21 protein-coding genes are annotated in these 23,928 nt (G+C 44.6%); 19 read left to right on the top strand and 2 right to left on the bottom strand.

Features of this window, described 5'->3' with window-relative positions:
• The first annotated feature begins 21 nt into the window (after nucleotides 1-21).
• The 15 genes from DV702_RS08735 to DV702_RS08650 all read left to right on the top strand — a co-directional run bounded on the left by DV702_RS08735 (nucleotide 22) and on the right by DV702_RS08650 (nucleotide 19,629).
• The gene (locus DV702_RS08735; protein ID WP_114924414.1) at nucleotides 22-2,535 is read left to right on the top strand and encodes a hypothetical protein; all 2,514 of its coding nucleotides are present in this window, start codon (nucleotides 22-24) and stop codon (nucleotides 2,533-2,535) included.
• Nucleotides 2,525-3,151, top strand: coding sequence for a class D sortase (locus DV702_RS08730; RefSeq protein WP_114924413.1), 627 nt, complete (start codon nucleotides 2,525-2,527; stop codon nucleotides 3,149-3,151). The genes DV702_RS08735 and DV702_RS08730 overlap by 11 nt, the downstream gene beginning before the upstream one ends.
• 242 nt (nucleotides 3,152-3,393) lie before the next feature.
• The gene (locus tag DV702_RS08725) at nucleotides 3,394-4,785 is read left to right on the top strand and encodes an FAD-binding oxidoreductase (protein WP_114924412.1); all 1,392 of its coding nucleotides are present in this window, start codon (nucleotides 3,394-3,396) and stop codon (nucleotides 4,783-4,785) included.
• Nucleotide 4,786: 1 nt separating this feature from the next.
• Entirely contained in the window at nucleotides 4,787-5,761 is a 975-nt protein-coding gene (locus DV702_RS08720; protein WP_114924411.1) for a bile acid:sodium symporter family protein, read from the top strand.
• An 898-nt stretch (nucleotides 5,762-6,659) separates the two neighbouring features.
• Nucleotides 6,660-7,277 (top strand): hypothetical protein, encoded by a 618-nt coding sequence (locus DV702_RS08710; RefSeq protein ID WP_114924409.1) that lies wholly within the window; start codon nucleotides 6,660-6,662, stop codon nucleotides 7,275-7,277.
• A gap of 101 nt (nucleotides 7,278-7,378) precedes the next feature.
• Nucleotides 7,379-8,353, top strand: coding sequence for a DUF1835 domain-containing protein (locus DV702_RS08705; RefSeq protein ID WP_162805764.1), 975 nt, complete (start codon nucleotides 7,379-7,381; stop codon nucleotides 8,351-8,353).
• A 303-nt stretch (nucleotides 8,354-8,656) separates the two neighbouring features.
• Nucleotides 8,657-10,708, top strand: coding sequence for a transglycosylase domain-containing protein (locus DV702_RS08700; protein ID WP_114924407.1), 2,052 nt, complete (start codon nucleotides 8,657-8,659; stop codon nucleotides 10,706-10,708).
• Nucleotides 10,709-10,757: 49 nt separating this feature from the next.
• Nucleotides 10,758-11,189 carry a hypothetical protein gene (locus tag DV702_RS08695; RefSeq protein ID WP_114924406.1) on the top strand — a complete coding sequence of 144 codons (432 nt, stop codon included), beginning with the start codon at nucleotides 10,758-10,760 and terminating at the stop codon, nucleotides 11,187-11,189.
• 249 nt (nucleotides 11,190-11,438) lie between these two features.
• Entirely contained in the window at nucleotides 11,439-12,164 is a 726-nt protein-coding gene (locus DV702_RS08690; RefSeq protein ID WP_114924405.1) for a toast rack family protein, read from the top strand.
• A gap of 1,560 nt (nucleotides 12,165-13,724) precedes the next feature.
• Nucleotides 13,725-14,579 (top strand): MurR/RpiR family transcriptional regulator, encoded by an 855-nt coding sequence (locus DV702_RS08675; protein ID WP_114924402.1) that lies wholly within the window; start codon nucleotides 13,725-13,727, stop codon nucleotides 14,577-14,579.
• Between the two features lie 2 nt (nucleotides 14,580-14,581).
• Nucleotides 14,582-15,718, top strand: a complete 1,137-nt coding sequence (locus tag DV702_RS08670; protein WP_114925887.1) for a M20 peptidase aminoacylase family protein — start codon at nucleotides 14,582-14,584, stop codon at nucleotides 15,716-15,718.
• 4 nt (nucleotides 15,719-15,722) lie between these two features.
• On the top strand, nucleotides 15,723-16,571 hold the full coding sequence (locus tag DV702_RS08665) for a GNAT family N-acetyltransferase (protein ID WP_114924401.1): 849 nt from the start codon (nucleotides 15,723-15,725) through the stop codon (nucleotides 16,569-16,571).
• Nucleotides 16,561-17,670, top strand: coding sequence for an o-succinylbenzoate synthase (gene menC, locus DV702_RS08660; protein WP_114924400.1), 1,110 nt, complete (start codon nucleotides 16,561-16,563; stop codon nucleotides 17,668-17,670). Before DV702_RS08665 ends, menC begins: the two co-directional genes overlap by 11 nt.
• Nucleotides 17,671-17,770: 100 nt before the next feature.
• Nucleotides 17,771-18,835, top strand: a complete 1,065-nt coding sequence (locus tag DV702_RS08655) for a YkvI family membrane protein (protein ID WP_114924399.1) — start codon at nucleotides 17,771-17,773, stop codon at nucleotides 18,833-18,835.
• Nucleotides 18,836-18,972: 137 nt separating this feature from the next.
• Nucleotides 18,973-19,629, top strand: coding sequence for a hypothetical protein (locus DV702_RS08650; protein ID WP_162805763.1), 657 nt, complete (start codon nucleotides 18,973-18,975; stop codon nucleotides 19,627-19,629).
• On the opposite strand, the gene DV702_RS08645 is transcribed toward DV702_RS08650, so the two are convergent.
• The gene (locus DV702_RS08645) at nucleotides 19,605-19,871 is read right to left on the bottom strand and encodes a hypothetical protein (RefSeq protein WP_114924397.1); all 267 of its coding nucleotides are present in this window, start codon (nucleotides 19,869-19,871) and stop codon (nucleotides 19,605-19,607) included. The genes DV702_RS08650 and DV702_RS08645 overlap by 25 nt on opposite strands.
• 217 nt (nucleotides 19,872-20,088) lie before the next feature.
• Between DV702_RS08645 and DV702_RS17190 the strand changes: the two genes are divergently transcribed.
• From DV702_RS17190 to DV702_RS08630, 4 genes are all read left to right on the top strand, one after another.
• Entirely contained in the window at nucleotides 20,089-20,214 is a 126-nt protein-coding gene (locus DV702_RS17190; protein WP_256359790.1) for a hypothetical protein, read from the top strand.
• The gene (locus DV702_RS08640; protein WP_114924396.1) at nucleotides 20,215-20,820 is read left to right on the top strand and encodes a DUF3885 domain-containing protein; all 606 of its coding nucleotides are present in this window, start codon (nucleotides 20,215-20,217) and stop codon (nucleotides 20,818-20,820) included.
• Between the two features lie 84 nt (nucleotides 20,821-20,904).
• The gene (locus tag DV702_RS08635; RefSeq protein ID WP_114924395.1) at nucleotides 20,905-21,615 is read left to right on the top strand and encodes a GNAT family N-acetyltransferase; all 711 of its coding nucleotides are present in this window, start codon (nucleotides 20,905-20,907) and stop codon (nucleotides 21,613-21,615) included.
• 90 nt (nucleotides 21,616-21,705) lie between these two features.
• Nucleotides 21,706-22,110, top strand: a complete 405-nt coding sequence (locus tag DV702_RS08630) for a universal stress protein (RefSeq protein WP_114924394.1) — start codon at nucleotides 21,706-21,708, stop codon at nucleotides 22,108-22,110.
• A 168-nt stretch (nucleotides 22,111-22,278) separates the two neighbouring features.
• Here the strand turns inward: DV702_RS08630 and DV702_RS08625 are convergent, their stop codons facing one another.
• On the bottom strand, nucleotides 22,279-23,751 hold the full coding sequence (locus tag DV702_RS08625; protein ID WP_114924393.1) for an S-layer homology domain-containing protein: 1,473 nt from the start codon (nucleotides 23,749-23,751) through the stop codon (nucleotides 22,279-22,281).
• Nucleotides 23,752-23,928: the final 177 nt, after the last annotated feature.

Here is a 23,928-nt window from a genome sequence, read left to right as displayed (position 1 = left end):
TTAAAAAAGGAGAGAACAAACATGAAAATAAAATGGATGAAACAAATCGGAATCACATTTGCAGTCGGAGCGTCGATGTATGCATTCCCGGCAATCAGCCAAGCCAATGAGACGGAACAAGTACTCGAGGCCAGCACGGAGGTCAATGAAACACAGGAAGCGAAGCCGGTCATCGACATTCATTTGAAGGATGTCCCGGTGCTAGGCGATGTGAAAGTGGAAGTCCCTACTCCTGCGAAAGCAGAGCCGGCAACAGATGAAATGAAAAAATCGGTTGCCAATGTGCAAGTGAGTGAAGGGGTCGTTGACAATCTGGAAGTGGATGTAGTTCCTGTCCAGAAAGCGGAACAGCAGGACAAGAAAGCTGTTGCCAATGTACAGCTTTCTACATCAGTCACCAAAGATGTTGAAGTGGACGTCATAGCGAAGGAAACGAGGCAGCAGGGAACGACTGCTGAAACTTCTTCCAGCATTGCTAAAGTGACGGCGGAAGATCTTCCGGTGGTAGGTCATACGGAAGCTGGTGTAGCGGAGAAAAATCATAAAACTGCAGAAGGTACCGAGCAATTTGACGGTGGTGCAGTGGAAGTGAATATCGAGAAAGTGCCGATTGCAGAAGAAACACATATCGGCGTACTCGACAAGCATGTGACGAAGACAGAAGATTCCTATTCAAGAAATGGAGGCGTGGTACAGGCTGATCTAGAAGCACCTGGTTTGCTAGATGACACGCATGTCGGTGTGCTGGACAGTGATGTTCAGGTGACTGAAAACGAAACGTCCTATGACGGCGGAGTAGTGGAAGCCACGATTGCCGACGCGCCGATTTTAGGTGAGACGCATGCCGGCGTTCTTGACAAGCATGTCAGTGAAACGGAAGACAGATTTACCGCGAACGGTGGTGTCGTGCAAGTGGATGCAGCCGCGCCGGGTTTATTGGATGACACGCATATCGGTGTGCTGGACAGTGATGTTCAGGTGACTGGAAACGAAACGTCCTATGACGGCGGAGTAGTGGAAGCCACGATTGCCGACGCACCGATTTTAGGTGAGACGCATGTCGGCGTTCTTGACAAGCATGTCAGTGAAACGGAAGACAGATTTACCGCGAACGGTGGTGTCGTGCAAGTGGATGCAGCCGCGCCGGGTTTATTGGATGACACGCATATCGGTGTGCTGGACAGTGATGTTCAGGTGACTGAAAACGAAACGTCCTATGACGGCGGAGTAGTAGAAGCCACGATTGCCGACGCACCGATTTTAGGTGAGACGCATGCCGGCGTTCTAGACAAGCATGTCAGTGAAACGGAAGACGGTTTTACGAGCGATGGCGGTGTAGTGGAAGCAGACACGGCTATTCCCGGAATAGTGGGAGATACGCATCTCGGCGTGTTGGATTCCCATATAAAAGAAGAAGGGAATTACTTTTCCTATGATGCAGGATTGGTCAATTCCTTCGTCAATGGTCTGCCGATTGTCGGTGATATCCTGGTTGGTGTGCTTGATCGTCATGAACAGAAAGATGGAGAGAATTCTTCTTTATCTACAGGAGTTGCCCAAATCGGTTTGGATGGTTTGTTGTTGACAGATAGCCTGATTGAGGTGTTACGGAAAAATGAGGTAACTACAGAAGAAGGAACGCATATAAAACAAGGCGTCGTGATGACCAATCTAGGATTGCCCATTCTCAACGGTGTACAAGTAGATGTGTTGACACAAGAATCATTTATTCCTGCAGCAACACAGTCTGAGCAACCGACAAAACCCAATCCCGATGACAATGGCAATACGCCGACCGAACCCGGTGAGCAACCTGTGAAGCCTGAAGAACCTGTAACAGATAAGGAACCGGAGAACCCGGGTGACAATGGCAATACGCCGACCGAACCCGGCGAGCAGCCTGTGAAGCCTGAAGAACCTGTAACAGATAAGGAACCGGAGAACCCGGGTGACAATAGCAATACGCCGGTCATTCCCGATGAACAGCCGGTTAAACCAGAAGTGCCTGAACCAGACAACGAGCCGACAGTGCCTGGCACGAATCCTGGAAATAATGAAAACGTGCCAACAACTCCAGGTGAAGACGACATGACACCTGTCCTTCCTGGCACTAACCCAGGAGGAAATGGAAATCTCGATATGGATGGAAATGGTAATGGCAATGGTATGACAGAAGTGCCTGATGGAGAGAGCAACAATCCTCCGGCATTCGGCGAACCTTCTGAAATTCCTGCCCCGAATAATGGAAATGAAGATACAGTCAACAGTTCGGCTATGACTGGACAGGAAATGGCAACAGGTTCTGCGCAACCAATCACTGCTGTTACTGCAAGCATTCCATCTAGTACAGACGGTCAGCCATCGGGAGTGCAGAATGCTGCTAAACGAATGGTTGTATCTGAAAATGCTACTGGAAACAGACTGCCGACAACGGGTGGATTTTTTGATCCGATGCTGATGACTGTTATCGGATTACTGATGATGCTGGGTGGCTTTTCATTCCGTAAATGGGCGCTGATATCCCATGAACAATAAACACAAAATCAGTAAATGGATTGGTAATATTCTGCTGTTTACAGGAGCAGCATGGATTTTGCTTCTGATGGTCAATCTGTATGCCAATCAGTTTGAACAGAAGAAATATATGGATGCTTTCTCCGCCATGAAAGCAGATGCCGCTAGTGCAATGATCAAACCGGAAGCCGCTGATGACTCAATGATACCTCCGGAGAACCAGAATGCCCGAAAGTCTGATCAACTGGAAGGCATACTGGAAATCCCGCAGATTGAATTGAAGGCACCGGTGCAACTGGGCGCAGACGAGCGAACTCTGGCAGCCGGTCTCGGTGCAATTGAAAATATGGACGCACCGGGTGAAACCGGCGGCAGCTATGCGATTGCTGGCCACCAGTCATATACGTTCGGCCATTATTTCAATCGGCTGCATGAAATGAAGGAAGGCCAGATATTCACCTTTGAAACGGTGGATGAAAAGCAGGTATACGAAGTATTTGATATTCAAATTGTTAAACCGGAGCAAGTGGAAGTGCTGGATCGGCAGAACGAGATTGCCCTCATGTCGCTGATCACTTGCTATCCCGAACGTTCTAATACGTTTCGCCTAGTCGTTCAGGCGAAACGTATCCAATGAACAGCATTAGTTAGGTGCCTGTGTGAAAAACAAACGTGAATGTTTAAACAATCATGAAAGTTTCCTGCACAAGCACTGCTCACTTACTTTCGAAAAAAGAGTCGAAAACAGAATTCCGCTGTTTTCGGCTTTTTTTGCATTCCCGCATTGCTAGACTTCTAAATAGTAGTATAATATTAGGTGCTTCTAAATAATAAAAATAGATTGAAAATTTAACGTTTTCCAATAAGGAGAGAGCAACTATGGCAACTACAGAAGAACTCATCAAGGCGCTGGCGGACGTGTTGGCGGCTGATCAGATTAGTGAGAACGAAACAGTGCGTGAACTACACGGCAAGGATGAATCTTATCATGCGATGAAACTGCCTGACATTGTGGTGTTCCCGAAAAATACAGAAGAGGTCAGCGCGGTGATGAAAGTATCAGATCGGTTTGACGTACCAGTGGTTCCGTTCGGGCTCGGTTCTAGTCTAGAAGGGCATGTTATCCCTGCGAAGGGCGGCATTACGATCGACTTTTCTTTAATGGATCGAGTGCTCGATGTGCGGGCAGAAGATTTCCTTGTGACCGTGCAACCGGGTGTTACGCGGACGAAGTTGAACAAAGAGCTGAAGAAACATGGACTGTTTTTCTCGGTGGATCCGGGAGCGGACGCGACACTCGGTGGGATGGTCGCGACGAACGCAAGCGGTACGACGTCGGTGAAATACGGCGTCATGCGTGATCAAGTGCGTGATCTTGAAGTTGTGCTGGCAGACGGCACGGTAATTCATACAGGCAATCTAGCTGCGAAGTCGGCATCGGGCCTTCATCTGAACGGGTTGTTCGTCGGCTCGGAAGGTATTCTCGGCTGCTTTACGGAAATAACGCTGCGTGTATATGGAATTCCTGAGTTTATGATGGCAGCGCGCGCTTCGTTCCCAACGGTGCATGACGCAGTCGAAGCGGTCGTGTCGATTTTACAGGCAGGCATTCCGATCGCGCGAGTGGAGCTAGTCGATGAAATGTCAATGCGGCAGGTGAATGCCTATGCGGATACCGACTACGCCGAGCGACCGACGCTGTTTCTCGAGTTCCACGGCAATGAAGCAGGTCTTGCGCAAGATGTAGAGTTCATGAAAGATATCGTCGCGGACCATAGCTGTGAAGATATTGCATTTGAAAGCGATACGGCAGCGCGCAATCAGTTGTGGGATGCACGCCATAATCTTGCGTATTCCTACATTACGAGCAATCCGGGCAAGAAGCTGATGGTAACGGATGTCTGCTTGCCGATTTCGGAACTTGCGGGTGCGGTCGATCATGCGCGCGACGTCATTTCTACGCTCGATATGCCCGCGGGAATCGTTGGACACGTTGGCGACGGTAACTTCCACGTGTTGCTTATGATGGATATGAACGATCCAGATGAAATCGCCAAAGCGGATGAACTGAACGAGAAGATCGTCCATTATGCGCTTGAGCGGGGCGGCACATGCACCGGTGAACATGGCGTTGGGACAGGCAAGCAGAAGTATCAGCAACAGGAGCACGGTGAGTCGTTGCTCGTCATGCAGAAGATCAAGCAGGCGCTCGATCCGAAGAACTTGCTGAATCCGGGTAAGGTGATATCGGTAGAAACGGAGGCGGACTGATATGAAAGCATTGCAGACCATCAGTTCATTTGCGGGCAAGTATTTTGCGGTGTGGGTCATCATCACCGCGCTGATTGCGTATTTATTCCCGGAGCCATTTCTCGGACTCGGGGCGTATATTACGATTCTGCTCGGCATTGTCATGTTCGGTATGGGGCTGACACTAAATGCCCGCGACTTCAAAATCGTGTTGACCAATCCGATTCCGGTGATCATTGGTGTTGCTGCGCAGTTCGTCGTCATGCCGCTCGCAGCATTTGCGATTGCCTACATATTGCGGCTACCGCCTGAACTTGCGGCGGGGCTCGTGTTGCTCGGCTGTGTTCCGGGTGGCACGGCTTCGAACGTTATGGTATACCTAGCACGCGGAAATCTCGCTTTGTCGGTTGCGATGACTTCACTTTCCACACTGCTTGCACCGGTCGTTACGCCGCTTCTGTTGCTGTGGTTAGCAGGGCAGTGGCTACCGGTGGATCCGATGGCGATGTTTAAATCGATTGTGCAGGTCATCATTATCCCGATCGTGCTCGGCTTACTCATACAGCGTTTTTTCCCGAATGTGGTCGCAAAAAGTGTATCTGTCGTTCCGCTCATTTCTGTGCTTGCAATTCTGATTATTGTGTCAGCTGTCACATCAGCGAACGGTGAAAATGTAGCAACTGCAGGCTTCATCGTATTCATTGCTGTCTTCCTGCATAACGGATTCGGACTGTTCCTCGGCTATCTGATTGCTAGGCTGCTCGGTCTGAATGAAAACGACCGCCGCGCCATCTCGATTGAAGTCGGTATGCAGAACTCGGGTCTCGGCGTAGCACTTGCAACCGCTCACTTCGGCGCACTCGCTGCACTGCCGAGCGTCTGGGGCGCTATTTGGCATAATATCTCCGGGCCGATCTTGGCGACGTTCTGGTCGAAGAAACCATTGAAGGGTGAGTCCTCGGAAGACCTGGATCCTGCTACGAAAACCGTGAAATAATTAAATTGAAGGGTACCTGTGCGCGAAACTTTCACGTTAGTTTCTTGCGCAGGTACCTATCACTAATTAATTCACTTAGCTTAAAAAGGTATTAAAACAACAGATTATTTACAGTAATTTTTGAGGGGAGTCAAAAATGAAATTAAGAGACATTGAAAAAAATATTTCCTCTCATAACTTAGAGAGATATCGGAAAATCGGGTTTTATTTACTGTTGTTAGATTATGCTTTTATTTCGTATCTCTTATATAACATGGTTCATATTTACAATTTATTTATTACTATATTAGGGGTCAGAAGAGTAGTAGTCTTTAATTATGCGATAATAATAAACGTCTTTCAATTTCCAGTTATTTTATTTATAGTTTTTATAATGCTTTCCATTAAATATCAACCTATAGCTAGTAGGCAACTGACATTGGGTTTTAAAAAGATCTTGCTACCACTTATTTTCATTTCCACATTTTCACTCTTTTTTGCGGATAAAATTCAAGAATTTATTCCTAAACTCCCCGATCAATATCAAAATAATATTCTTTTTAAATACTATTTATCATATTTACTTATGATATTATTCTTTTCAATTCGGATTATTTTTTCGTTTAACTACTTTCAACTTTTTTATCTCATAGATAAAATTGATTTGAGATTTCATTTTGCAATCATAACTTATTTACTTTTAATAGTTTCAGGAGTATGAAATTTAAGTGAATTAAATTACTAAAAACAAATAAAAACTCTTTATCCTTGTATTTGTATTGTCACAAAGATAAAGAGTTAATCTTTTAGTTAATCGTACATTCCAATTGAATTCGCGAAACGTAAGCTAAGTCGTGTATTTCTAGAATAATTACAATCGATTGTAGACGAAGTATATGCTTTTCAGGAGGAATAGTATATGTACAATAATAGAATTCAATATGCGATGGATTACTTTATAGTGGATGACTATTTTCTCCCTGAGAATAGATATTACGAGTTAAAAGAGAAAGACAAAAATGGGAAAAGCTTATTACGATTAACAATCAATAGTACAAATATTTGTGTAGAAGACTATGATGACAAAATCAAATGCGGTTTTTTAAGACAAGAAAAGAAACATGGAATGAAAAAGTGTATAGATCATTTCGTTTTAAAAGAAAATGACAATGTATGGGATTTATATATGTTTGAAATGAAAACTGGTGTAGGGAATAAAACAAGGAGAGATATAAAAGTAAAACTTCGAGCAAGCTATCTTAATATAAAAGCATTGTGCGGATTTTTAGGGATTACGATTGGTGAAGTATATGCGTATACGACTTACGAAACGGAACATTTTACTGGTGCGAGAAATAGTGCCGACCCTAAAACTATTCTCGCACCATTAGGAGAAAGGGCAATCGATTTCAAAAAGGATGAATGGAATCGTGGTAGAATATTAATTGAACTAGGGGAAAATCTTACATTGCCTCATATTGCAATACAAATGGAAAGACACGATGCTATTGGCTTAGTAGGAGAACTACAGATTTAACAAACTGTGATCTTAAAAGTTAGGTGTCTGTGTGACGTGAGATTGAAAATAATTTTAAATTGAAATAGAGTTTTGTAGGAATCTAAAAGGAGCATATGCCTATGCAAAACATTCAGCAAGCCATCAATCGGCTTACAGAGCACGAAGCGAAAAAGTTGCTGCAGACACTGTTCAGTCAGACAGAGCAATTAGACGATGAAGCGCTTGGCAAAGTAGTGCGCACCATACGTCAATCATTATCCGCCACTCGGAAAGAACATCAGCTTAAGACAGTCCACCTCGTTTTTCATCCAGCGCTAGCCGGCGCACTGCGACACACTTTTAAAAAAGTCCCTTCTGAGCAAATTATTAGCTTCCCAGACATTTTATCGGTCGGTCCAGTCGAAGCGCTTCATACACAAGAAGGAATTGAACAGCGTTTTCGATGGCTACGCGAGCATTTGCGCGGTCCGCACGATCAGCAGGAGTTTACTCGAGCTGTTGAAACGATCCACCATATTCCTCCGCATGTGCCGATTTTGATCTGGACGAGTAATAACGCTGCCGAACAGACCGGTTTGCGATTCGCTGCCTATCTGCTACAAGATGCACCGAACGAAATCAGTGAACTAAACACGAAAGACGCATTCGATGCGTTACATGTCGCTGTCGACGGATATACTATCGACATCCGACACTCTGGCGAACTTTCGCCCGAACAGCTCCATGATATCTATGCACATGTCAAACCATGGCAATGGAACCCGATTCGACGTGCAGCGATCGAGGAGGAAGGAATGTCGCTCATGTACGATGAGTTCCTGTTGCGTAAATGGGAATACGGTGAACTGTGGAGTGCGGATGAAGAGAGGCACGACGCGTTCGTCATGAAATGTGCTAAGGAACTGCAGAAGGAAAACTCTGGTGAGTACTTTCAAGCAATCGGGCTTATAGGCAAAGCTTTTGGTGAGCTCGAGGACTATACCGGTGACAGCTGGATCGAGTACCGTGTGCGTGAATTGATCCGACAGGGGGACCTTGAGGTGCGTGGGGATTTGACTGACTGGCGGAAGTATGAAATTCGAGTAGTTTCTTAGCATGAAACGAATGTGTATGTGTAAACTGTCGTGAAAGTTTCATACCCAGACACTGTTCACAACATTCATTTAAAAAAAGAAAATGTCTCGAAGAATCTATCCATTCAATTCTTTGAGGCATTTTCTTCTATATAAACGAACATTTTAACTTCCGCGCACTTACCATTAAGTTAGATGCCTATGTACTACACAACTTGAAAACTATGCGAAGAACGATACCTGCAACCTTCAAACATTCCCATCGTCAATACTACGCTATACTCAACCAACAAAATTCGCAACAATCAAGCAGGTGAAACGTATATGAAAAGATCAGAATATAAAGAACAACAACGTAAAAAAAATCCGGAAATCAGCCTGAAAAAAAGAATGACTCGTTTCTTCTTGATCAGTAGTCTTCTTGTCGTCTTTTGCGCACTACTCGTACTGAATATATTCATCACATTCAGCGATGTAAGTGCACTCGAAGAACCGGCACCACGATCGACGATTATTTACGATCCGAACGGTGAAGTCATCAGTAAGGTGTCGAATTCGAATATCGAAGGGGTGACGATCGACCAGATTCCGAAGACGCTGATCGAAGCCGTCATTTCCGTGGAAGATCAACGTTTTTACACACATCATGGCGTCAATTATATAACGATGGGACGTGCTTTACTTAAGAACGCGTTCAAAGGTAAAATCGTGGCAGGTGGCAGTACGATTACGCAACAGCTTGCGAAAAACGCATTTTTGACGCAGGAGCGCACGTATTCTCGCAAATTCAAAGAACTGATTCTTGCTAAGAAGATTGAACGGGTGTATTCGAAAGATGAGATTATGGAACGGTACCTTAACCAAATTTATTTTGGTGATGGGGCGTGGGGGATTCAACGTGCGGCGCAGACTTATTTTGGTAAGGATGTCAGTGAATTGACGTTAAGCGAATCAGCGACAATCGCAGGCATCATAAAAGCACCGTCGTATTTATCGCCTACGAAAAACATGGAAAAGTCGGTGGAACGGCGCAATTTGGTGTTGGCGTTGATGCTACGTGAACAGTATAGCAACCAGCAACAATATGATGAAGCGATTGGACAGAAACTAGCACTAGCAAAATCGACAGTGCCAGATTATAAAGGGAACTATCCATATTATATCGATCGGGTAGTGGACGAGGCGGTTAATACATATCATTTGACGAGAAGTGAAGTGCTGTCCGGTGGGTTGCATATTACGACAACTATCAATCCTGTGATCCAAGAGGCGCTCGAAAAAGTGTATGCAGATGACTACTATTTTCCGAAGAGCGCTCCAGACCAGCTTTTGCAGAGCGCGTCTGTTTTCCTACATCCTAAAACGGGCGGGATTTTGGCGTTAGTCGGTGGCAGAGGAGAGTATGCGCATGGACGCTTCAATAATGCGACGGATCTCATCCGACAGCCTGGATCTGCGTTAAAGCCGCTTGCTGTCTATACTCCTGCACTTGAAGAAGGATATCATATGGCAGATTTACTTGTCGATGAACCGATTAATCTAGACGGCTACTCTCCGAAAAATTTTGATCAGCAATATAGAGGGGAAGTGACGATGTATGATGCACTCACACAATCGTATAATATTCCTCCTGTTTGGCTGTTGGATCAGATCAGTATCAAAAATGGAGTGCGTGCTGTTGAACGGTTTGGAATTTCATTGGAAAAGAATGACCGGGCGCTTGGATTGGCGCTTGGAGGACTGGATAAAGGAACTTCTCCGTTACGCATGGCTCAAGCGTTTTCTGCGTTTGCGAATGACGGCGTGATGGAAGAGGCTCATGCGATTACAGAGATTAAAGATTCGGAAGGAAAAGTGCTCGGGAAGTGGCGAGGAGAGTCTGTACGAGTGACGGATGAAAAAGTTGCCCAGCAAATGACGTATATGTTGCAAGGGGCTGTAAAAGAAGGGACTGCCAAAAAAGCACAAGTGGCGGGTATGGATGTGGCGGGGAAGACGGGCACTACACAGCTGCCGATTGAAGGCGTGAACGGTTCAAAAGATCATTGGTTCGTCGGTTATACACCAGATATAGCAGGTGCAGTTTGGCTCGGATATGATCAAACAGACGCTGACCATTATTTAACATCTACTAGCAGCTTTACCGCACCGCCCATTTTCGCGCAAGTCGTTTCAACATCAGCCAGCGAATTAACGACGAAGGAATTTGATTTGTCATTAATTGATGAAGAAATAAAAGAATTGAAGAAGGAGAAGAGAAAGACAAAGGAAGAAAGAGAAAAGAAAGAGAAGAAAAAAGAGAGAGACAAGAAGGTGAAAGATTTTTGGGAGGGGCTTGAAAACTGGGGACGGAGCTTGTTTAAAGGAGAAGACTGAAGAATAGTAGCTATATACTCGTGAAAGTATATGTGAAGGAAGTGATCTAATGATTACAGAAATAGTTGGGCCATGGACAATTACTACAGATCCCCAGCGGACAAAAAAATTTTACGACAACCATCATTATCTCTCGCAAGATTGTAACTGCGAGTACTGTGTAAATTATTTGCTAGCTTGTGAGCAGTTTCCTCCGACGATTTACCGCCTTTTCGAGTCGCTTGGAATTGACCCGAGGAAAGAAGGGGAAGTCTCTGAGTTTGGAAAAAGCGCGGAAGGATTGTATCATTATATCGTTTTCTACCATTTTGTTGGAGAGATTGTAAAGGAACCGTCTAGTGCGCTTGCCTCTCCTGATTTTCACGTAGAAGGCTTTTCTGTCAGTTTTACAAATGACTTAGATCTGTTGCCGGATGATTTTCCTATGCCCGCTGTCCAAATCATGCTCGAGATGCAATTGCCGTGGTTGCTTGGTTTGTAAACAATTTGTACAAGAAGACCACCAATTTCAGCGTAACTCCACCTAATCGCCAAAGTCGGCCGTTTATTTTATTCGCTTTTAAATGAATGAGTAGGATACATCATATGGTTAATCAACAGGCGTGAAAATTTTACAGCATAAGCACTTTTCTAGTGTACTACTCCGCCCTAAGACCGACTTCCTCTTCCGTCATTGGATTGATTCGATTTTCAGAAAAAATGAGTATGATAGAGGAAAGGAGGGGGCAGTATGCGAAAATTCTGGATTGCGCTGTTGATAGCGGCAGTAGTCGCTGTGGCGGGTGTGCAGATTTACAAAGTATATATTTTTTTCCTAGGGAGCAAAGGGACGGACGAAGTGGCGATTGCAAAGGACGATGCGGAGTCGCTGGATGTGGATATCGATTTTGGTACCGGCACTCTGCTTGTTGAAGGCGGCGCGGATGGCTGGGTGGACGGGACGATTGATACGAACGTGAAAAAGTGGAAGCCGGTTGTTGGTTATAAGCAGAAAAGAGGCACAGGATATGTGACAGTTCACCAGCAATCTTCTATCTTCAAGATTACTGGACGTAATCGCAATGATTGGAAGCTTCAGCTGACGAAAGAAGTCCCGATTGATTTGAGCGTAGATATGGGCGTTTCCGATTCGCAATTGAATCTTTCGGGCATCCGGCTCAGCAAATTGTCAATCGATGCAGGTGTAGGCGATACGACAGTCGATTTAAGCGGTGACTGGCAAGATGGCTTTACAGCAAATTTTGATATGGGGGTCGGCGATATGGAAGTGATATTGCCGAAACATACCGGTGTGAAACTGAAAGTCTCAAAAGGTATCGGGAGCGTGGGGACAAAGCAGCTGATCGCAAAAGGTAACGATGTGTATGTCAATGAAGCATATGGCCAGTCGGATGTAGTAATAGAGATTAAAGCGGATATAGGCGTAGGCGATGTGAATTTTATTTTTGCTGACTGATGAATTTATTCGTAAAGTATATTTGTGTGAGGTAAGTGATTCTTCCTGTAAAGTGCAGAAAATAAGTGTACGTGTTAGGATTCTCCCTCCAGAACCGGACGCTTTCCTGAGGGTGTGCGGCGGACTCGCCAGAAGTGCGTTGGCGATTACGCCTGTCACACTGATCCTCCAGGAGTCGCCGGTTCTTCCGGGAGAATCCTTGAGTTAGTGTTGGGAAATCAGTTGGTGTTCGTTCAGAAGTTGGAGTGGCGGAAGTGACTTCTCCAGTGCGGTGCAGAAAAGTAGTGTACGTGCTAGGATTCTCCCTACAGAACCGGACGCTTTCCTGAGGGTGTGCGGCGGACTCGCCAGTAGTGCGTTGGCGATTACGCCTGTCACACTGATCCTCCAGGAGTCGCCGGTTCTTCCGGGAGAATCCTTGAGTTTTTGTTGGGAAATCAGTTGGTGTTCGTCCAGAAGTTGGAGTGGCGGAAGTGACTTCTCCAGTGCGGTGCAGAAAAGTAGGGTATGTGCTAGGATTCTCCCTCCAGAACCGGACGCTTTCCTGAGGGCACGCGGCGGACTCGCCAGAAGTGCGTTGGCGATTACGCCTGTCGTGCTGATCCTCCAGGAGTCGCCGGTTCTTCCGGGAGAATCCTTGAATTTGTGTTCGTAAGTCAGTTTGTGTTCGTCCAGAAATATAGTATGGTAAGTTACGCTTTCTGAACAGTGTGGGTGAAGCTTCGGATTGCCTGAGTGAATGCATATAGAGTCATTTCTTTTCCCACTCAGTTCATCGAAACAGTCATAGTAGCTAGCCACACTTCACCGCTTTTTAACTTCAAAAACGGTCGCATGGTATCAGACAAGTCTACTCACTTGATCTTTCACTACATACAAAGAGTGATCAACCTGTCTTGCGCACACTAAGTTCGGCTGAAGCTGGAAGACGATCGACTCCGGGAGGATCAGGACGACAGGTGTAACCCGCAGTGCACTTTTGCGGGGTCCACCGCGTCCCCTCCGGAAAGCGTATCGTCTGGAAGCGCAAGCCGCATGACTCTCCAAGTCAGCCTTGCTCCATCTAATAAACGAACATAAAGTAGCAGACAAGTCCAGGTAGTCTTCACTACATACAAAGAGTGATCAAACTGTCTTGCCAACACAAAGTTCGGCTGGAGCTGGAAGACGATCGACTCCGGGAGGATAAGGACGACAGGTGTAACTCGCAGCGCTTGACGGTCCACCGCGTCCCCTCCGGAAAGCGTATCGCCCTCCAGCGCAAGCCGCATGACTCTTCAAGTCAGCCTTGCTCCTTATATTATGAAAGCGAAATATTATCATATGTACGTTGTAAATGCCAACCCCACAAAGGAGGTTGGCATTTTTCGATTAATAAGTACACTACAGAACGTATGGAATATAGCTTAAAGAACACCAACATATACCAACCGCTCATAATTCAGATTTTACATTGTTTTCTGTTAACGTATATGGTAAGTTAATACATACCAAATGATGAAGTATAAACTTCACATTCTACATTAAAGATGTTTCGGCTTCAAAAAGGAGTGAGAGTTTGTGAAATTTAAAGAGCTGATTCAGGAACGTTACGATAATTTATCGAAAAGCCAAAAGAAAGTAGGGCAGTATGTTATCGATCATCCGAAAATAGTAGCGATGTCTTCAGCGCAAGAAATTGGTGCGAAGATTGACGTCAGTGAGACAACGGTTATCCGCTTCTGTCATAGTTTGGAACTTTCCGGTTATGCCGAATTACAAAAGACTATTCGGGAGAGCTTGTTGTTTCAGCAAAGTAGCTTGACGACCTATCAGCAATCCAAGCTTGTGCTCGAACAAACACCGCATTTCTTCGAGCAAGTGATGGAAAAGGATCGTGTAACCATTGCGGAGACGATGAAACAGATTAAGGAGGCTGATTATGAAGAAGCGATTGAACAGCTTTCTAAAGCCGAAACTGTCTATGTGCTTGGGCTTCGATCGTCTTATACTGCAGCTAATTGGCTTTCCTATACAATCGGTTTAGTGAGAAGTAACGTACAGTTGTTGCGACCCGAAACGGAAGATGTCATTCAAACATTGAGTCAAATGAACAGCAATTCCGTAGTGATTGTCATTTCATTCCATCGTTATTTGAAAGAAACGATTCAAATTGCACGATTGGCACATAAACAGGATGCTTTCATTATTGGGATTACAGATTCGTCGCTAGCTCCGATTCACGCCTATAGTCATTTATTATTTCCGATTTATTCACCGAATAGGTCAACGCTCGACGCGACTGCTTCTTTGTTTTCATTTATGAATGCGGTCGTGGCTGGGTTATCAGTGAGGGAAAAAGAAAGTTTCGAGAAAAGGCAACAGTCTTATCAATCAATAGCGAGTGATTTTTTATTCGTGGAAGGGGTGGAATGAAGGTGGAAGCGGCATTGCAAGAAATAAAACCTTTGATTGAAGAAGTGTTTACCCATTTACATGAACACCCTGAAATCAGTTGGCAGGAAGTAGAGACGACGAAGTATTTACAGCAACTGCTAGAGGATGAAGAGTTCCAAGTGACGACAGTTGAGGGTTCGACGGGACTAGTTGTGACGGTTGGAACTGGAGAGTATTGTGTTGCGTTGCGTACGGATATAGATGCATTATGGCAAGAAGTCGACGGGATATATCAAGCGAATCATTCATGTGGACATGACGCACATATGACAATGGCGGTTGGGACGTTACTCGTTCTGAAGAGGCTCGGGATTCCAAAAGCTGGTCGTTTAAAAGTGATTTTCCAACCTGCTGAGGAAAAAGGGACAGGTGCCTTATCATTGGTGGAAAAAGGCATTGTGGATGATGTAGATTATTTGTACGGTGTGCATCTTCGTCCTATTCAAGAACTTCGCAATGGCTATTCGTCGCCTGCCATTTTGCACGGTTCTGCCAAAATGGTAAAGGGATCAATTATCGGAATGGATACACACGGTGCAAGGCCGCATCTCGGTCAAAATGCGATTGAAGTAATGGCGCAACTCGTTCAAGCGATCAATAGCATACACGTTGATCCGATGGTTCCGCATTCCGCAAAAATGACGATGTTTCAAGCGGGTGGGGAATCGGCAAATATCATTCCGGGAAATGCAGTGTTCAGCTTAGACATTCGAGCCCAAACGAATGAAGTTATGGAGAAGCTGATGAGCCATGTGGATAAAATAATTTCTACTGTTGCCGAAATGTTTGAAGTGACGATCGATTTTCAAATAGTATCGGAAATCGCCGCTGCACAAGTGGATGAAACCGCAGTTGAACTGATGGCAACAGCCATTACGGAAACCGTGGGAGAACAGTTTCTAGTGCCTCCTATCGTCACACCGGGGGGAGAAGATTTTCATTATTACACATTGAAACGGCCAGCGATTAAAGCAACGATGCTTGGTCTCGGGTGTGATCTATCACCGGGGCTTCATCATCCGCATATGACGTTCAATCACGACAGTATACTGACGGGAATCGAAATACTCGCCCGGACAGTAAGTCACACATTTGAGCAGCTAGAAAAAAGGACGTGAGTATATGAAAAATGATTTCTCGATTCGTAAATTACAATCGAACGAAGATATGCGACTAGTTCAAGAACTTGAAAAGCAAGTTTGGGGAGAGGGTACGCTTCCGACACATCAAACGTATACAGCTTCGAAAAATGGCGGGTTAGTGATAGGTGCTTTTGATCAACAGAAGATGGTCGGATTTTCTTATAGTTTTCCAGGATTTGCGAATGGGAAAACGTATTTATGTTCTCATATGCTTGGCGTACTTCCCGATTATCAATTATCAGGAATTGGCAAGATGTTGAAGGACGAGCAACGTAAACTCGCCAAGGAAATCGGCTATGACTTAATTACGTGGACATTTGACCCGTTAGAAAGTCGTAATGCATATTTAAATTTGACGAAGTTGTATGGTATCTGCACTACGTATTTAGAAAACTGCTATGGCGAAATGGAAGATAGTTTAAATAAAGGATTACCATCCGATCGGCTACAAGTTGAGTGGTGGATTTCCAGTGAACGGGTGGAAGAATTGTGGATGCCCGTATTATCCGACTACGACCGACCGTTTGCAGTCCGACAATCTGAAAAAGGCAATCCGATGATGGAAGTACTTCTAGAGGGAATGTCGTTAAGTAGCGATGGTGTGGAAGTACCGATACCAGAAAATATTCAATTCATTAAAAAGAATGAGCCTGAACTAGCACTCGATTGGCGCATGAAGATCAGAGCAGTCTTTCAATCGCTATTCGGTGAAGGGTATGCGCTAGTAGGGTTGAGGAAATCCGACACGGACGTTCATTACTATCAATTCGTAAAAAAAACAATGATTCCACTAACTATAAAACACGAGGAGAATTCGAATGATTATTAAAGAGATTACGATCCGGAAAATGAAAATGATGATGAAAAGCCCATTCACTACAAGTTTTGGTACGTTTCAAGAAAAAGACTTTCTATTGCTTGAAGCGGTAGATGAGTTAGGAAATACGGGATGGGGGGAGTCGGTCGCATTCCATTCGCCTTGGTACAATGAAGAAACGCTCGAAACCAATCTACATATGTTGGAGGACTTTTTAATCCCTTTAGTGATTGGCAAGGAAATCAGTCACCCAGATGAAGTAAGTGTACTTTTCGCAGCGATCCGTAAAAATAATATGGCTAAATCCACTGTCGAGGGAGCGATTTGGGATCTGTATGCCAAGCGCAACAACATGACTTTGGCGCAGGCGCTAGGTGGAGAAGCCGAGAAAATAGAAGTCGGAATTAGTATCGGGATTCAAGAAGATACCGCTGCATTAGTAGAGGCTGTCCGTGGTTTTGTTGAAGAAGGCTATAAACGTATAAAAGTAAAGATTAAACCAGGATATGATGTGGAGGTACTACGTGAACTTCGCAAAAACTTCCCTGACGTACCACTGATGGCGGATGCCAACTCGGCCTATACACTTGAAGATGTGGAGTTACTTAAACAGTTGGATGAATTTAATTTAACGATGATTGAGCAACCGTTAGCTTCGGACGATATTATCGACCATGCGACATTGCAAAAAGAAATCCAAACACCGATTTGTTTGGATGAGAGTATCCACTCCCTTGAAGATACCCGAAAAGCGTTTGAGCTTGGAAGCTGTAAAATCATCAATATTAAAATTGGTCGTGTCGGTGGATTGACTGAAGCGAAGAAGATCCATGATTACTGCATGGAACACAATATTCCTGTTTGGTGTGGGGGCATGCTGGAGTCAGGAATTGGCCGCGCACATAACGTAGCGCTTACGACACTGCCTAATTTTATTCTGCCGGGTGACACAGCGGGATCATCTCGCTATTGGGAGGAAGATATTATCAAGCCAGAAGTCGTTGTAGATAATGGCTATATTACCGTACCGAGTGCATATGGTATTGGATATGAACCGAATATGGAAGCGATGAATAAATTCACAGTGAAAGAAATGAAGTATCAAGCATAATGAGTCAAGTGGGTGAAAAAGTTCGCCCACTAAGCTTTAAATAATCTGAAAAAATAATTAATTGGATAGATAAATTATATAATAGAGAGCGGGAAGAGGGATGAAAAAGAGTTTTCAAATCGGAGCAGCTTTCATCGGCGTAATCGTTGGTGCGGGATTTGCATCCGGACAAGAAATTTTACAGTTTTTCACTAGTTTTGGCACGATTGGCATAATTGGAACTCTTGTAGCAACGGCATTATTCGCATTCATCGGCATGAATTTAACTCAACTAGGCAGCCGTTTGCAAACAACGTCCCATCAAAATGTAATTTACCATATTTGCGGGCGGTATGTAGGAATTGTTGTGGATTTTGTTATTACGTTTTTCCTTTTCGGCGTCACAGTTGTGATGTTTTCAGGTGCTGGCGCAATATTCGAGCAGCAATTTAATATTCCTGGCTATATCGGAAGTATTATAATGGCTATTGTTACAATCGCCACTGTGACATTAAGTGTTCAAAAAGTTATCACGCTCATTGGTGCATTCACGCCATTTCTATTGTTACTCGTTATTGTGATCACAGGGTATTCAGTGATCAACTATGATTTCTCGACTGCTGAAATTCAAGCGGCAGTTACTAGTAAAAACCAAGGAGCTCCTCATTGGCTATTAGGCGGACTTTTGTATGTTTCCTATAATATTGCAGCCGGTGTTGCGATGTTGACGGTCATGGGAGGAACAGTCAAGGACGAAAAAGTTGCCGCATGGGGTGGTATCATCGGAGGTCTTGGTTTGGGTCTTCTCCTTCTTCTCATTAATATATCGATGTTGACACAGTTGAAAGAAATCGCCGCTGTACCGATGCCGATGTTGTTCTTAGCGAATAATATGGGTCCGGTAGTCGGTGCACTCATGTCCATTATTTTATTGGGAATGATTTATAATACTGCAGTCGGCATGTTGTACGCATTCACTGTACGCTTTATCCAACCTGATACAGTACGATTTAAAGGGAGTATTATCCTATTTGGCTTAGTAGCATATGCCGCAAGCTTTGTAGGTTTTGTAACACTTGTCGGCACAGTGTATCCGGTGATGGGGTATTTAGGATTCGTATTGATCGGTGCGATTATTTTCGCGTGGATCCGGAAGAAAAAAGTGTCTCATGTAGTTGAAAAGTAAATTTTTCTTGTGATTGATATAGAGTGAAAAGTTATTGTTAACGGAAAGAAGGAACGTGAATAGAAGAACTGTGAATATGGAAACAGGGGGAATGGAAAGGTTACGAGAAGCTGCCTCTTCAAAAATATTATGTGCAAGTGAAGAAAGTGAACGGAGAGTTGCAGCTGACACTTGAGAAAACAGCAGATTATTTGCCAACTGCCGCGATCTTCGACATAGGTACAGAAGAACAAATTCAACGTGTCCAGATCTCTACAGTGGATGGAACATTGGTATCCAACGATGCGATATTCGGAACAGATCAAGATTCTACTCGCAAGTATATAATAATCGACAAGCCAGGTGACTATATTGCGACTGTACGTTTTGCGAACGGAAAAGATGTGCGGTTCGCAATCGAAGCAAAAGTACCAGTAAATGGCTCATTTTATTATGATACGGTAGTGTTGCAGGAAAAGCCGTCACTTATGTATGATGTAGCAAAATCATACGATGGATATTATACGTATGATAAAAAAGCTGCGAATAATATAGGAAAGCATACGATACTCACTGAAAACGCAGATTCTATCGCAACGGTAGTGCGGGAGCCGGGTACGGGCATATTCCATATTACGGCGAAAAGTGTAGGGACGATCGATATGGAATTTGAAAATGGCGTCTACTGGATGCGTGGTGAGCCGGGTGATGCGGTGTCAGGCATAGATAAAGGAAGAACGATTCACGTCAAAGAAATGTATGGCATAGTGAATGTGTCTGTACGTTCTATTTATGACATAAATCCTGATTTGTAATCTATGAGCGGTTGCGTCCGTTCTATGATCGCTTCCCCGCGTTCTATGAGCGGTTGCGTCCGTTCTATGATCGCTTCCCCGCGTTCTATGAGCGGTTGCGTCCGTTCTATGATCGCTTCCCCGCATTCTATGAGCGTTCGCGTCCGTTCTATGATCGCTTCCCCGTGTTCTATGAGCGGTTGCGTCCGTTCTATGATCGCTTCCCCATGTTCTATGAGCGGTTGCGTGCGTTCTATGATCACTTCTCCGCATTCTATGAGCGTTCGCGCCTCTTCTATGATTAACCGCGCCTCACCTTCTTTTTTTATTCCAAAAAATCACCGGTATGAGAAGCTTTTTTGAATATGACTACTCATCAAAGTATGTCGTGTAGTTAGTTGTTGATGATTAAATGCTAATCAAACTATCCCTCACATAGTTTATAATGAAAAAAAGTGTAATTGATGGAGGGGTTCTAACATGAAAGTAACGATACTTGGCGGTGGCAGTGAAGCTGGAACGAACAGGTTATTCGCTAGAGCAAAAGTAATCTGTTGTCAAAGTAGTTTCGACACACAAACTGTTGTAAAGGAAGGAGGGTGTTGAATGACATTGAAAAAGTTTTTGGACAGCCGCTTCCCAGGCCTTGCGCTCGAACCGCCATTATTCTATTCATGGGATGCCGCGATTCGCTTTGAGCTTGGAGTAAACGAAAGCTCTGTCAGTATCCATGACAATCCACTCTATTTGCCTGGCGTTTATAGTCGGGCGATCGCTTTATTTGAAACGGTGCATGAGCCGGTGGACGAGCTTTATCTAGTGGCGGACATTCCGGCATCTAGCAGTCGGAAAGTTTTTGCGAAATATGTAAAGGAACGTGCCGTACTGCGTCGCTTGCGGTATGAAGGCTGTGTTGTATCGGATGACGAAGACTATGCCGTGAACCGGTTCAGCTTGCTATGCCATCGTTCCGACATTCGATATGTTGCGTTGTTAAAAGCAATCTGCAATCAAGATATGGGCATACAGCCGGCTGTCCACACAGCTGTTTATTTCGTCAATCGAACGAAAGGAACGATCTTCTATGTCTATGACGACAGGGGAGGCGACCTACTTGGAACCGACGTGCGTACGATACGCCCAGTATATGAAGCGTTCAGTGACTGGATACTCGATTATGACCGCGCGGAGATTGACAAAGTATTTCGTTGATATCTGTTACGTTGAAGTATATGATAAATTCAGAAAATACTATTAATCGCTGAGAGCGTTTCATCGAATGAAAGAAGGGGTCCAATGAATACACAACTAAACGAACATAATCAGCCGATCGGTGATCCAGTGTTGAACTGGCAAGAACGACCGTATCCTGGTGATATGCATTGTACAGGCGACTATGCCATCGTCACACGACTTTCTATAGAACATACGCAAGATTTGTTTGAAGCGTATCGAGCATCACAACCTGCGAACTGGACATATTTATCGACAGAGCCACCTACAGATTTCGCTACATTCGAACAGAGTATTGCGGAGAAAATCAACCATCCGGCAGCTGTATTCTATGCAGTGCTTGACCGCGAGACGAATTGTGCGCTCGGCATGTTCAGCCTAATGAGGATCGATCCGAAGAACGGTGTCGTGGAAGTAGGCAACGTCATTTTTTCTGATGCATTACGAAGAACGCGCATAGCAACGGAAGCGCATGAACTGCTCGCTTCGTATGTGTTTGAAGAACTTGGCTACCGGCGCTACGAATGGAAGTGCGATGCCTTAAACAAACCTTCCTTCCGCGCGGCGGAGCGACTTGGCTTCACGTATGAAGGGACATTCCGCCATGCGGTAGTGTATAAAGGCCGCTCGCGTGATACTGCTTGGTTCTCGATGCTTGCGGAGGAATGGCCTGACAGGAAAAGAGTTTTCATAAAGTGGCTTGCGAGAGACAATTTCGATGATCAAGGTATGCAGCTGAAAAGTCTCGCGGAGTATAGAGAAGAGGAAAAGTGAAACGGTTTGTTAAAGCAATAAGCCCGACCATTGCAAATATCTTCTTTTCTGTTCATACTAGTAGATAGAGGAAAGTGAGGAGGATACATAATGAAGATAGGTGTAGCGATCGACGGATCACAAAATGCGCTACGTGCGGTAGAGCATGCGGTGCACGTAGCGGGAATGGTTCCCGAGCCGGAACTGAAGATTATTTATGTGGTGGATTTCAACACGGCGAATGACGAACGTGCAAGCAAAGAAGGCAGGGAAGTAATCCGGCATCGCGTGACGAAGCCGGCAATGGAACTAGCCGGGCAGTCACAAGTAAACATAGAGCTTATTGTATTTGAAGGAGACCCCGCGCAGAAAATTGTGCAGTATGCGGATGCAACGCCACTCGATCATTTAGTCATCGGAAGCCGCGGCTTGAACGTCGTGCAGGAAATGATGCTCGGCAGCGTCAGCCATAAAGTGATCAAAGAAGCAAGATGTCCGGTGACGGTCGTTAAATAAGTGAATCCTCCGCCACTAGCGGGGGATTTTTTTATTTATACAGCAACTGTAGAATCTATAAAGATAAACTTAATAAGAAGGGAATAAGCTCGGAACAATAAAAAATCATTCCGGAACTTACTATTTTTAAAAAATCGCATAAACTTGAGTACATGTGAATCGAATTAATTAATACTCGACAGTCTCTTCTGCCTCTATATGAAGGTGCGGTCCGATCTGTTCGACGACGACTAGAATGCCGAATTGGACTCTCCCGTCTAATGGATCGTCGGGAGTCCACATCCTACTCGGAAATCTCACCCAGAAGTTACCCGCTTTCTTCGGAGTGATACGAAACGTATTCGTCCCGTTCATTCTCTTAACTGTGGCAATTTTTTCATATCCATTCGGCAAAATCGGCTCGCCGAGGTTCTTGTTGCCTTCATCTACCGTAACGTCCATGTAATGATGGTTTATTACATGTGAAGACACGGTATAAAATGATTGGGACTCATCCAGTACGGAATGAATGCTGTAAAGTGTCTCTGTCCCATCAGCATACCGCACAGTAGCTATGAAGTCGCCGTCTAGATCGATCTGGACGACGTGACAATATTGCTTAATGGGATTCGTACAGCTGTTGAACGACATATTACCGTTGACCGTTTTGCCCTCGACTGTCTTCAATGAAATCGAATTTGCTCCAATTGATGGACGGTCTTCCTTTTTTATTTCATCCTTCATCCATAATTCTAACGGAACGGCAAAGGGTCCGTTAGCTTCATCCAGTAGAACTTGGAAGGCACCGTTCACTTTTTTTACCTGCACCGTATAATTTTTATGCGCTTTTTCATCTACAGAAAAACTCAACGTAGCGGTTCCTTCTTTTTTCGGTACGAGGTGAAGTACCATATCCGTTTCGTAGAGAGTGTTCTTTTTATAGTGCGTAATGGCGTCTAGAACATCTGGAGCTGTTGTACTTACATTTGTAATCTCATGACCACCATAGTCCTCCGGATGCAACACCTTGATTTCTGCTTTCACTTCTTCGGAAGCTTTCAATAACTTTGCGGCCTGTCCGCGTGTTACTGGGGCATTCGGGCTGTATGTGGTCGGTGTTGTACCTGTTGTTAGATTGAGCTGATAGAGACTGTAAACACCCGCCCTATGGCTATTTCTGTAATTAAGATCTTTGAAACTGTTCGTGTAATCAGGATTCCAAGGCTCTTTATACAGAGGCAATTCAAATGCCTTGATTAGAATGGAAGCCATCTGTCCCCGGGTGATGTTGTCGTTCGGTCCGAAGCGTCCGTCGCCATACCCATTAATGACACCTTTTTCTGATAAGGCGGCGATTGCTTTATAATAACCGTTTGCTGTCGAGACATCTTTAAATCCAGGGTTAGTGACAGTAGTCATATCAAGCTTTGTCATTTTCGCGATAATCGCAGCTGCTTGTCCGCGAGTAATGGATTCACCTGGTTTGAATGTGCCATCGGGATAGCCTCCAATGATATTGCGCTCCGCTAAATGATTCACCGCTTCCGCAAAGTGTTTAGTCGATGGCACATCGGAAAACCGTTGATCCTCCGCGGCGTTACCTGATAAAGGAAGACTGAGTCCAAGTAAAGCTGCGCCTAGTATCGATAGTATTTTCCTCATTTGATCCGATCCTTTCTATTCGTATATTCTTAGATCACTGTACAGACAGAAAAATCAGGAAAAAGTTTCATGGATAGTATAGTTATTTTCTATTGAATGGATGGCTAAAACGTGTTTACTTTTATGGCGAATCGAAACCTTATCATATGTAAGCTACTTGGGTGAGAGACAATCTTA

Source organism: Sporosarcina sp. PTS2304 (assembly GCF_003351785.1).
Lineage (GTDB): Bacteria > Bacillota > Bacilli > Bacillales_A > Planococcaceae > Sporosarcina.
This window is presented reverse-complemented; position numbering and strand designations above follow the sequence as displayed.